Annotated in this window: 9 protein-coding genes; 2 read left to right on the top strand and 7 right to left on the bottom strand. The window is 51.6% G+C overall.

What is annotated here, in order from left to right; translation table 11 throughout:
* The first annotated feature begins 3 nt into the window (after positions 1–3).
* The gene (locus tag MMG03_RS09285) at positions 4–1,107 is read left to right on the top strand and encodes a glycosyltransferase (RefSeq protein WP_073235779.1); all 1,104 of its coding nucleotides are present in this window, start codon (positions 4–6) and stop codon (positions 1,105–1,107) included.
* Positions 1,108–1,164: 57 nt separating this feature from the next.
* On the opposite strand, the gene MMG03_RS09290 is transcribed toward MMG03_RS09285, so the two are convergent.
* The 4 genes from MMG03_RS09290 to MMG03_RS09305 are packed head-to-tail and all read right to left on the bottom strand — an operon-like array spanning position 1,165 to position 5,837.
* Positions 1,165–2,493 carry a CCA tRNA nucleotidyltransferase gene (locus MMG03_RS09290; protein WP_073235776.1) on the bottom strand — a complete coding sequence of 443 codons (1,329 nt, stop codon included), beginning with the start codon at positions 2,491–2,493 and terminating at the stop codon, positions 1,165–1,167.
* 8 nt (positions 2,494–2,501) lie between these two features.
* A complete protein-coding gene (locus MMG03_RS09295; protein WP_073159083.1) occupies positions 2,502–2,960 on the bottom strand; it encodes a hypothetical protein in 459 nt (152 codons plus the stop codon).
* A 12-nt stretch (positions 2,961–2,972) separates the two neighbouring features.
* Positions 2,973–5,210 (bottom strand): gliding motility-associated C-terminal domain-containing protein, encoded by a 2,238-nt coding sequence (locus tag MMG03_RS09300; RefSeq protein ID WP_073235770.1) that lies wholly within the window; start codon positions 5,208–5,210, stop codon positions 2,973–2,975.
* A 9-nt stretch (positions 5,211–5,219) separates the two neighbouring features.
* On the bottom strand, positions 5,220–5,837 hold the full coding sequence (locus MMG03_RS09305; RefSeq protein WP_073159087.1) for a sigma-70 family RNA polymerase sigma factor: 618 nt from the start codon (positions 5,835–5,837) through the stop codon (positions 5,220–5,222).
* 169 nt (positions 5,838–6,006) lie between these two features.
* On the opposite strand from MMG03_RS09305, the gene MMG03_RS09310 reads away from it, so the two are divergent.
* Complete coding sequence (locus tag MMG03_RS09310; RefSeq protein WP_249506149.1) at positions 6,007–7,929, top strand: thioredoxin family protein; 1,923 nt, start codon at positions 6,007–6,009, stop codon at positions 7,927–7,929.
* 101 nt (positions 7,930–8,030) lie between these two features.
* Here MMG03_RS09310 and glgA read toward each other — a convergent pair whose 3' ends face one another.
* The 3 genes from glgA to folE form a co-directional block, all read right to left on the bottom strand.
* Positions 8,031–9,260, bottom strand: coding sequence for a glycogen synthase (gene glgA, locus MMG03_RS09315; RefSeq protein WP_249506150.1), 1,230 nt, complete (start codon positions 9,258–9,260; stop codon positions 8,031–8,033).
* A gap of 146 nt (positions 9,261–9,406) precedes the next feature.
* Positions 9,407–10,714, bottom strand: a complete 1,308-nt coding sequence (locus MMG03_RS09320; RefSeq protein ID WP_249506151.1) for an alpha/beta hydrolase — start codon at positions 10,712–10,714, stop codon at positions 9,407–9,409.
* Positions 10,715–10,946: 232 nt separating this feature from the next.
* Positions 10,947–11,516 (bottom strand): GTP cyclohydrolase I FolE, encoded by a 570-nt coding sequence (folE, locus tag MMG03_RS09325; RefSeq protein ID WP_073159093.1) that lies wholly within the window; start codon positions 11,514–11,516, stop codon positions 10,947–10,949.
* Positions 11,517–11,567 lie beyond the last annotated feature (51 nt).

The raw sequence follows: 11,567 nt of genomic DNA on the forward strand, positions 1-11,567 counted from the left end.
ACCATGGGTAGTGTAATTATCGGCAGCCTCACTGCACTCTATGTGCTCCTGTTCCTATTCTTTGTAATAGGGCTGTTGAAGACGCACCGTTACAAGGGTGTGAAGGCCACTCCCACCGTTTCTGTGGTGGTCCCCATGCGTAATGAAGAGGAATTTGCCCTGCGCACCCTGGAGGCCCTGGCGGTCCAGGATTATGTGGGGGAATGGGAAGTAATCTGCGTAGACGACCGTTCTACGGATTCTACCAGGGAGATTCTCGAGAAGTTTGCCGCAGACCATCCGCGATTCCGTGTGCTTTCGCTGGACCCGAACCTGCCCCAAATCGCAAGCCCCAAGAAGCGAGCCCTGGAAAGCGCCTTCAAGATTGCAAAGTACGAAGTGCTCTTGACCATGGATGCCGACTGCATTCCCCGCAAGAGCTGGATTACCGCCATGGCGGGCCGCTTCGTAGACGGAATCTGCATTGTCCAAGGTCCGAAACAGAATAACGGCACCCGCACCATGCCCCACCTTTTCCAGAAACTGGAAACCCTGGGCTACACCGCCATGGAAGCCGCCGGTTTCAGCTGGGGACACCCCATCGTGGCAAGTGCTGCCTGCCTGGCCTACAAGAAGGACCTGTTCTTTGAAGTGGGCGGATTCGGCGACCTGATTAATTTGAGCAGCGGTGACGATGACATGCTCATCCACAAGATGATGAAAATTCCGGGAACCAAGGTCTGCTACAACCTGGACAGGGAAGCGGTTATCGAGACGGAACCGGTTCACACGTGGAAGCAGCTCTTTAACCAGCGCGCCCGCTGGAGCAGCAACGGCACCAGCTACGAAAGCAAGCCGTACATTTTGATGCTGACCTTGATTTACACCTATTACATCTGGATGTTTATCAGCCCCTGGTGCGTGGTGTTCTTCGATTGCCCCTGGCAGTGGTGCGTGTTCAGCATCTTGCCGAAGATTGTCATCGACTTTATCTTCCTGGGAATTGCATCCTGGAAGTTGCATAGCAAGCGCAAGATGCTTGCGTTTATCCCCACGGAACTGATCCAGATTCCTATGATCGTGTTCTGCGTGCCAGCAGGAATTACCGGACTATTCAGGTGGAAATAAATCCTTAGAGGTAAAACTGCTCGCAGTTTTACGTCAGTTGTTCACGGGACCAAATGTTTATTGCAACCGCTCGCGGGCCCAGGACTGGGCGGCATCGGCATCGGCGATTTCGCCATCCAACTGCAGTTCAAAACTTTTCTTGATCAGCTCGCCCATTTGCTTGCCGGGCTTTACACCCAGATCCATCAGCATCTTGCCAGTGAGATAGGCCGTAGGCGCCTTTTCGTAGACACCCAGTTCTTCGGCGCGGACCCTGAAGGCCTGTGCGTAGGTGTTCCGAGTTTCTTCGGCGTACAGGGTATTACTCTGCAAGAAAGCGATATACAGGCGGAGTCCGGAAAGTTCCACCGACAGACGACGGATTTCGGAATCCCGGGGAATGCTTTCGCCAGGCTCATACCTGAAGGCATTTTTTAACAGCAGGGGAACACCGCGAACCAATTTGATTTCGTTGGTAATGCGAGCCAGGAACTTAAGAACCGCTTCTTCGCAGGACTTCTCATCAGAAGCAGCGGACGCATTACCGGCAAGCAAACCGGCAAACATCAGGACCATCCGTTCTTCGTCGGAAAGATCCTGGACGGCGGAAAGATTGTTGAGGAATTCGCCAAGAGTTTCCCAGCTAGAATCATCTGCAGCGCCATTCAAGGACAGGGGACGAATTTCGGGGAAGTATTCATCCAGCTTAATGTCGAGGAAAGCGCGAAGGCCGAGAGAGGGCTTACCGGGTTTCAGCAACCACTTCTTGAATTCTTCGAAAAGACGTTCGATGGACAAGTCATCAAGCGAAAGGGTGCGGCACATTTCAACCGTTTCGGGAGCTAGCTTAAGCTTGAAGCGGCTAGCAAACTGCACTCCGCGAAGAATACGCAAGGAATCTTCGGCAAAGGCGGGCCCCACATGACGAAGAAGGCCGGCCTTAAGATCTTCCACACCATTATAAGGATCGCAAAGAGTCAGATCCGGCAGTTCCATGCCCATGGCGTTGATGGTAAAGTCGCGACGGAGGGCGGCTTCCTTGAAAGTCAGACGGGCATCGGTCTTGACCACAAAACCGCGATGTCCGTAACCCACCTTGCTTTCGGTACGGGGGAAAGAGAAATCGAGAGACTCCCCTTTCATGGCGAGATGGATGACACCAAAAGCCTTGCCAATCAAATTGCAACGACCAAACTTGGACAGAATGGCAATCAAGTCATCCTGCTCCATATCATACACTTCGATGTCGTAGTCACGGCAGTTACCGCCCAGCATGGCATCGCGGACCCAACCGCCCACCAAGTAGGCACGACCACCGGCCTCGCGAATTTCGCCCGCAATTTTCAATAAACGCTGGGGCAGGCCCGGTTCAAAAGTTTCACCCGAAAGAGTTTGCACTGTGGCCATGAATCACCCTACTGGAAGTTGGAAACATCACTTGCAGAAGTATCGGCAGGTACCTCATCCGCAGACGGAGCGGTTCCTGCACTTTCGGACGGAACAGTCTTGCTTCCGTAGCGGTCATAGATGCTCACCGTTTCCTGCCCTGACGAATCACCCAATGCATCTGAAACAGAAATTTCACGAGGGGATTCGTCAGCCGCGGCAGTTCTAGACTCAGCAGACTTTGTCGAATCCGTTGCGGCAAAGCGGTCATAAATGCTTTTACGAGATGCGGCTCCATCTGCCTTTTTCAAGGCTTCCTCTTCACGGCAGACACGAAGTTCTTCTTCTGCATAAGCTCGCTGGTCAGGAGAATAGGCCATGGTATTCAGACGATATTCCATTTCTTCGCACACGAGACCTTGACGTTCCCCTGCGCAAGCATTCAGCAGTACACTTATCACGAACAACAAAAAAATCAGACGTACCATCCAGCAAACCCTCTAATGGATAATAATGAACTTGCCCTTCTTCACCTTTGAAGAATTTTTTACAACATAATAATACACGCCAGGTGCCACCAGATTTCCGTCTAATCCGCGACCATCCCATTCAACGCTGCCCCCCAGTGTATCATCTTTTCGGAAGGAACGAATCAGGGAACCGCCACGGTTATAGATGCTAACAGATGCGCCTTCTGCAATATTCGCAATAACGAATCGGTTATGGACAGCAGGCCTGAAGGGAACGGGATAGGCATAAACGTCGGCCTTTGCCGAATCGGTCATGTTCTTCGAGGAGTACTTGAGATTCTTGTTGTAATAACGGCTGACGCCACTGGCATGAGTAAACCAGACCACCCCAAGGGTATGGTCAATGGAAAGGTCCGTTACGTCATTGGACAACATACCGCTCTTTACATTGTAGGACTTGACCGTCAGCGTGTCGGGAGACTTGTTTTTCAGGGACAGACGATAGGCGCCCTGGTCTGTCGTACCTAACCACAGGTTGCCATGAATATCCACGTCAATGGCAGAATATTCGGAAGCACGCAGACCGTTCGTCGACTTGGGCGACACAAGCGTATCCTTGTCTTTTTCATTCTTGTCCAGATAGTAGAGCGATGATTTCGTAATCACCCACAGGCGATCCCCAATAGAATCGTAAACCATATCCACGGGAGTAGATTCCAGGGGGATAGATGTTTCTATGGTAGCACCGGACAGTTCACCCCCATTGTTCTTGGGAGAAGGAATTCGAATGATGTCAAGCCCGCCATCGGCAGCGATCGCCGTGCCCTGTCTTGAACCCACATACAGAAGCCATGAACCATCTTCATCGATCGTTGCGTAGAGAGGGCCAGCCATTGAAGTTTGCCCCACCTGGCTTGCACAATAAACTTCGCCATTGGTCTTGAAATAGTTTATGCTGTACTTCTTTCCGTTGGAGGTCGTCGTCAAGAAACCGGAACTGTCCGGCGCAGGTGTCGACCCGACAGAAATAACATACTGCAAGGGATTTCCGAGGTCATCATAACGGCCTTCAAAGTAGTTATCCAGGCAGGCGCCGCTATTCAGCCCAACGGAGAACTGCTGATCCAGCCCCCAATTTATGAACATGAAGAAGCCGAAACCCCAGATGTGGAAAAAGGTATGGCCATCGGGCAGCACCGATATGGACTTGATGCGGGCATCAAATGCAGCAGATTGACTACCGATCCCAGGCAGAGGATAAGACAGGTCGCTCCACGGTGCAACACCCCCATAGCTAATCCCGCCTTCCGTAGTACCAACAACGACACCACCGGTAGGCACGGCATGAACTTCATAGGGTTCCCCCAGCGGGAAATCATTGAACAGTGACAGGTCTGTTAGGGAGTTAAGGCTAGGGTCATAAAGGAAGACAGCCTCATCGCCAACCAGGAAATACTTGTCTTGGGCCTTCTCGATCCATCGAGTCTTTCTGACGACGGTAGTATCGTAAATAATCTCCTGGTTTCCCGCAACCTCGATAGTGTCAATGGGAGTCGCACTAATTGTATAGCTGGGGTCATCAATGATATCCCCTTCGATATTTATAAGGTTGGAGTCCTTTTCGACCAATCCATTCACCAGAGACGGATCTTTAACCTTGCTCCATGACAAAGGATCAAAAAGTTTAGCATCCCCGCCCACATCATACCAGTCCATTTCGCGAACATAGGACTGTTCGCCAACATTCACGTAAAGAGAATCTCCGTGAACCACAAGTTTCTGGATATTATCTGCAGACAGATTGTATTCACCAATTCTGTCGATTGTTGCAATAGAGGTTTTCGTAATCAAGTCAAAAAAGGCCAGACGGTCTTCAAATGCAATAACAATGATGGAATCGGCAAGAGCGGCTCCATCAGGCAGCACTCTAGACTTATTGGCGACGTAAGACCTATTCAGTACTCCCCAAACATTTCTTTGGGCGTCCAATGCGGCAATCAGACCGAACTTGGAAATGGCATAAATCCGTTCTTCATAGCCGACAATGGCGTGGAATATGGCCTCTTCCAATCCGTCTTCAGAATGAAATACGCGATCACCGTCTATGGCGCGGTAACGGATACCTCCGTCAGTCGCCAAAAGAATACCCCCACCATAGGGGATGCAACTTCTAACAGGAAAGGGCTTAGAAAAAGTAAGCCAGCTCTCCGCGGCAAAAGCCTGGGCAACAGTCAGAAAGACAATCAGTAGTAAGGTATAGAACTTCACATTACAAAATTACGAAATTTCATTGTTCCTCGTAAGCAAATCCTCCAAAAGAACCATTGGAGCATCAATCTTTTCAAGGATGGCATCCCTTTGCCGCTTTTCTTTGCGCATTTTATTTACAGCCCTGCAGCGAAGCTTGCTTAGGTACCCCCTATTTCTCGTCAGAATCCGGGCCGCATCCTTCAAAAGAAAACCTCCAAGATACGTCAGTTCCGTAACGAGGGCTTCTTCTGGATTGAGCACCTGCATAAAAGTCTTGAGCAGCGCGGCAGCCTTGTTCTCGCGGGATTCATTACGAAAATGGACCGAAGACTGTTCGGGATAAACATCGTACGCCGCCTGATTTTCCCTCAGCACAGAAAAGGGCAGAACCATTTTCTCCCGACGGTAAAGATCGAAGTGGGTACACAACGTTACCCTATAAAACCAGGGCCAAAGTGCGGTATCCAAATTAAGATTTTTCGCATATTTGCAAAACTTCAGCGCAACCTCCTGAAAAAGATCGTCTGCGGCCTCTTTTGTACTACTCCGCTTGCAACATAGTTTGTAAATTTGTGGGGCATTCTTGCGCCAGATATTCTCTAGCCGAATGGATACTTCTTCTGAAAAAATTCGCGTATTTTCCATAGTCAGAACGGGAATTTTGACAGAGTGTTTTCAGTTGAAGTCAAATCTAGGAAACCCTATGCGTAAAAAACCGATTCTTGATTATTTTGTCAACAACTGTTTGCAAAATGCTTCATTTTGCATTTTGCTACTGACTTTACCCTTGACAAGCTTCGCCGAAGAATTCAACATGAACAACATGCCCCCTCCGGACATGAGCATGACCTATTCGGCAGGGGAACTGGCTGCAGGATCAAAACTTACCGTCAAAATCACCATTCCCGACAACTGGCACGTAAACGCCAACATTGCCGCCGACGAATTCCTGAAACCCTCGTCCATTGACGTCTCCGCCCAAGGAATTTTCTTTGGCGAACCCGTCTGGCCCGCCCCCATCAAGGAATACAGCGAGGCTCTGGACCTTGAAAACCTGGTATTCCGCGGCGAGTTCCAGGTCATCCTCCCCATCGACAGCGTAGAAAAGAACTTCGACAGCCTCTCCACCACCATCACCTTCCACTACCAGGCATGCGACAATTCCATCTGCCTGGCACCCGCCCAAAAGACCATATCGCTGGACGGGAATACTTTTGGAAAGGGGAACGCAGGCAACGGGGACGCTAACCTAAAAAAAAATGGTAAAGACGGGGATGAGCCGCAGCAGGTAAACGCTACGGAAGAAAAATTCGACATCATCATGGAATTCCAGCAGGAAGAAAACGCTGGAACAGACGCCAAAACCGTCGCAAGTGAAGCCACGGCAAACGAAGGCACCGCAAGCGAACCGCAGACCGCCGCAGAAGAAAGCGCCGCTGAAGTCGCCGCCGTTGGAGAAAGTGCCGCAGACTCCGCCGCAGGTTTCGCCGGCACCCTAGCCCTCCTGTTCTTCGCCTTCGTCGGTGGCATCATCCTGAATCTGATGCCCTGTGTTTTGCCGGTGCTTTCGTTGAAAATTTTCAGCCTCGTCAAGCAGGCCGGGGAATCCCGCAGCCGCCTGCTGGCATCGGGACTCAGCACCACCGCAGGCATCCTCTGCAGTTTCTGGGTGCTGGCAGCCATCATCAGCGTCATCAAGATTGGCGGCGGAAATGCCGGCTGGGGAATGCAGTTCCAGAGCGCAGGCTTTATCGCCTTCATGGTGGTGATCCTCACCGCCTTCGCCATGAGTTTCTTCGGACTGTTTGAAGTGTGGCTCCCCTGGGGTGCCACCACCAAGATGGATGCCGCCGGCAGCAAGGGCGGCCTGGCAGGCGCCTTCTTTACGGGAGCGCTGCTTGTTTTGCTCAGCACCCCCTGTTCCGCACCCTTCCTGGGAACCGCCATGGGATTCGCCTTTACCGCAAGCCTGCCGGTACTGTTCCTATTCTTTACGGCAGCAGGCATCGGACTTGCCCTCCCCTATCTCCTGGTCAGTTTCTTCCCCGCCGTTCAGAAACACTTGCCCAAGCCGGGAATCTGGATGACCTACCTGCAGAAGGTCATGGGTGTTTTACTTCTGGCCACCGTCTGCTGGCTTCTCTGGGTCGTGAACGAGCAGGCAGGTTCTGCAGGCGTAGGAATCTTCGCAGTTATCGCTGTAGTATCTGCAGTGGCCAGCGCCCTCATCGGGAAAATCGCCCCGCCGGGTGTAGCCTTCAGCCGTGAAGTGGTCGGATTCGCAGGCGCCATTGTGATTCTTGCCGGTCTCTGGTTCGGCGTTCTCGCACCCCGCTACGAAAACGTAGTCGTCGATCGTTTCAACGCCCGCATGGCAGAACAGATGACAGAAGACGGCTGGTTCCGTTACAGCCCCGCCCTCATAGAAGAATTCAAGGCCGCCGGGCGCACCGTATTCATCGACGTTTCCGCCGACTGGTGCATTACCTGCAAGGCAAACGAAGCCGCCGTCCTTAACCGCGAAGAATTTACCGACGCAATGAACAAGCTGAACGTGGCCCGCGTCAAGGCGGACTGGACCCGCGAAACTCCGGAAGTGAATGCATTGCTCCGCAGTCTTGGAAAATCTGGCGTACCCGCTTATGCAGTATACCCCAAGGGCGATGCAAGCAAGCAGATTGTCTTCCCGGAACTGCTGACCACAGGTGCCATCGTCGAAAAGATTACTGGCAAGTAAAGTCCTTTTTCCGTATAAGAAAAGCCCGCGGGATTTAAACCGCGGGCTTTTTTGCGATTTCTATAAGCAATCCCCGACATTGTCGGGGATCCCATTAAAAATTAGCGCTTGCCTTCCTTCTTATATTTCTCAATACATTCCTGGTAGAATTCATAGGTCTGCTGAGCGATGGCCTTCCAGCTGAAGACGTCGATAGCGCGCTTGCGGCTCACTTCGCCCATCTTCTTTGCCATTTCGGGGTTGGCCAGAATGGTGTTCAGCTTGTTTGCGAAATCGGTCTGGAATGCCTTGGGGTCGGCGGGTTCGAAGTTGGTCTCGGAAACAGCCTTCAGGGGAACCAGGAAGCCAGTTTCGCCATCCACGATAATTTCGGGAATGCCACCCACGGCGCTACCCACCACAGGAGTACCGCAGCTCATGGCTTCAAGGTTGATGATACCGAAAGGTTCGTAGAGGGACGGAGTTGCAAAGACAGTAGCGTGGCTATAGAGCACACGGAGTTCTTCATGAGGAACCGGTTCCTGGATCCATACAACACCTTCGCGGGTCTTCTGGACTTCTTCAATGAGAGCCTTGCATTCGTCGGCCAGTTCCTGAGTGTCGGGGGCGCCAGCGCAGAGAACCACCTGGGCGTTCTTGTCGATCTGGGGAATTGCCTGGATCAGCTGGCTGATACCCTTCTGACGGGTAATGCGGCCCACAAACAGCACGAAAGGCTTCTTCGGGTCTACACCCCACTTTTCCAGGATGCCTTCGCTGAAGGTGGGCTTGTAGAAGTCGGGATCGATACCGTTGTAAATCACCTTCACACGGTCTTCGGGAACGCCATAAAGCTTCATCACGTCGCGCTTCATGCCCTGGCTAACGGCGATGACACCGTCGGCGGCTTCGTAGGCGGTCTTTTCGATCCAGCAGCTCATGGCATAGCCACCGTCGCCCAGCTGTTCAGCCTTCCACGGGCGGTGAGGTTCCAGGGAGTGGGTGGTCAAAATCAGGGGGCACTGCAAAAGGCGGGAAGCCAGGACGCCACCGAAATGGCTGTACCAGGTATGGCAATGAATGACATCGATGTCATCCATGGTAGCTGCCCACTGCAGGTTAATATCCAGGGGCTTGAAAATCTTCTGGAAACGATCATCCTTGGGATTCAGGCCCAACTTACGGCTAAAACCGATAGCACGGATATTGTCGGCGTCATCGTTCTGCACGCCAAAGCAGCGGGCTTCCACATGGCAAAGCTTGGCCAATTCCTGGGTCAGGAACTTGACGTGGATACCGGCACCGCCATAGATTTCCGGCGGGAATTCATTAGTAAGGATAGCTGCGTTCATAAATGTCTCCAGTGGCGGAAAAATCCGCCATTCGCACTAAATATACATCTATTTCCTTAGGCCAAAAACGCTAACTAAAAAAAAGATTCCCCGACTTGCGCCGGGGAATCCTTGGAGTGTGTTATGTAGAGATACTTTTTATCAGGCTAGAAGTTCTTGCACTGACCCTTCCAGTTACCCGGGCCACCAACGATGGGGCCGTTGATGTAGGCGCCACTGGTACCGACGAAGTCAGCCTTACGGAAGTCTTCGCCACCCAGGTGCCAACGCATCCAGGCGACGGTAGCAGCCATGCCGCCCCAAGGACCAGAACCGTGGCCCCAGCCACATTCACCGTTCTGGCATTCAGGATTTGCACCGACCGCACCACCAGTCATCTTGATAAGGCAAGCGGGAGCCTTGACACCCGGATTACCGTAGTCAGCTTCTGCATTGGGGCGTTCCATACCACCTTCGCCATAAACGATGGCGAAAGTCTTGGTTGCAGGAACCTTAGTGCCATCCACATGAGCCATGTCGCCACTGTTGTTCAAGACTGCAGTAATCACGCGATCGTCATTGATAAGCATTTCTTCGGACTGGAGACCACCCATGGAGTGACCGGATGCACCCACCTTGGTCATATCCAATTTCTGGTACAGGGGGTCGCCCGGAGTATTGTTCTTCTTTTCGAGCCAGTCGAGAGCGGGCTTGCCGCGGCCAGTACCATCCGGAGATTCGCTAGTGGCGATTACAACGAAACCGTGGGAAGCAAGGCGACGGATAATGCCTTCGTATTGTGAGGGGCTAGAACCGCCACCTGGGCCCCACAGCACAACGCCATGTTTCTGGGTTTCGGAAAGTCGCTTGGGATAAGCAAGAATGGCTCCGCCGTTATCACCGGTGTTTGTGAAGTATTCCACCTCCATGTAGTTCTTGTTTTCGTCGGTATCAGTTGCAAGGAAGATTCCCTTGGGAGCTTCCTGGACCACAGCGCTAGAGCTTTCCGGAGCGGATTCGCTTGTGCTGGAAGCCGGTTCAGTTACGCCGCCCTCAGAATCGGAACTTGTCACGACATCGGAAGGATTGTTATCGGTAGGAACGTCACCTTCAGCAGGAACATCACCGCCTTCTGCGGGGGTGTCGCCACCTTCGGCGGGAGTATCACCAGTGGGGGGAACAACTTCACCTTCTCCACCAACGTCACCATTTTCTTCACCGGTAATCGGATCGTCAGTAGGATCCATAGCGGCAGAAGATTCCGGATTAGTATAGATAATTTCACCCGTAACCGGGTCAACCATGGGTTCGCCAGTTACCGGATCGATTACCGGTTCGCCAACCACAGAGCTGGAAGACAGACCACCAAGGGCGCCGTCTACAGCATCTACTACAGAATCACCACAGTTCATGAATGCCAATGCACTTGCAGTAACAAATGCCAGCTTGACCACCCTAATAAAATTCTTTTTCATTTTTAACTCCTTTTATTCCATCACCGAGAATAAAAGTACCTAGAACCAGGCAAAGAAAATAAGGTTCAAAAAGAGATTCCTTGGATAAAATGTCAACATGGACAATTTGTCAACGAGAAAAATTTTTTACATTAATTTATACATAAAAATCCACGATTGACACATATCAATCGTGGATAAAAATCAGACTTTTATTTTTTACAAATTAATTTTCGCGCCAGCGACCGCACCCTTAGCGAAGGCGGTCGTTAATAGTAGCCATAAATTCTGCGCGGGTCTTTTCGTCGGTCTTGAATCGGCCAAGAAGCTGTGTAGTCACCATGGTAGCACCGGGTTTCTTGATACCGCGCATGGTCATGCACATGTGGCTTGCTTCCAGAACAACGGCAACGCCCTTAGGCTGCAATTCCCTCTGGATCAGTTCCGCAATCTGGCGAGTCATGCGTTCCTGAATCTGGGGGAAGCGGGCATAGAATTCCACCACGCGGGGAATCTTGGAAAGCCCAACAACGCAATCACCGGGAATGTAGGCGATATGGGCCTTACCGGTAAAAGGCAAGAAGTGATGTTCACACATGCTGGCGAAGGGAATGTTGGGCACAACGATCATCTCGTCATACTTTTCGTGGAAGCGGGTCTTGAGGATATCTTCGGCCTTCAATTCTCCAGTCAGGCTGCTCATGACCTCGGCATACATCTTGGCCACGCGCTTGGGAGTTTCCAGCAAGCCTTCGCGATTAACATCTTCACCCATACCTTCAAGAATCATCTTGAAGCCATCTTCCATCATTTTTAAATTCATATCAGTTACTCTTCAATCAATTTTTTTATCCTGCACCTTCGAACCTAATTC

The sequence above is a fragment of the Fibrobacter sp. HC4 genome, from assembly GCF_023373925.1.
In the GTDB taxonomy this organism is placed as follows: Bacteria; Fibrobacterota; Fibrobacteria; order Fibrobacterales; family Fibrobacteraceae; genus Fibrobacter.

Excerpts from the sequence above, each read along its gene's own strand:
- MMG03_RS09285 (WP_073235779.1), top strand. The coding sequence starts at position 4 with ATGGGTAGTGTAATTATCGGCAGCCTCACTGCACTCTATGTGCTCCTG.
- MMG03_RS09290 (WP_073235776.1), bottom strand. The coding sequence starts at position 2,493 with ATGGCCACAGTGCAAACTCTTTCGGGTGAAACTTTTGAACCGGGCCTG.
- MMG03_RS09295 (WP_073159083.1), bottom strand. The coding sequence starts at position 2,960 with ATGGTACGTCTGATTTTTTTGTTGTTCGTGATAAGTGTACTGCTGAAT.
- MMG03_RS09305 (WP_073159087.1), bottom strand. The coding sequence starts at position 5,837 with ATGGAAAATACGCGAATTTTTTCAGAAGAAGTATCCATTCGGCTAGAG.
- MMG03_RS09310 (WP_249506149.1), top strand. The coding sequence starts at position 6,007 with ATGAACAACATGCCCCCTCCGGACATGAGCATGACCTATTCGGCAGGG.
- glgA (WP_249506150.1), bottom strand. The coding sequence starts at position 9,260 with ATGAACGCAGCTATCCTTACTAATGAATTCCCGCCGGAAATCTATGGC.
- MMG03_RS09320 (WP_249506151.1), bottom strand. The coding sequence starts at position 10,714 with ATGAAAAAGAATTTTATTAGGGTGGTCAAGCTGGCATTTGTTACTGCA.
- folE (WP_073159093.1), bottom strand. The coding sequence starts at position 11,516 with ATGAATTTAAAAATGATGGAAGATGGCTTCAAGATGATTCTTGAAGGT.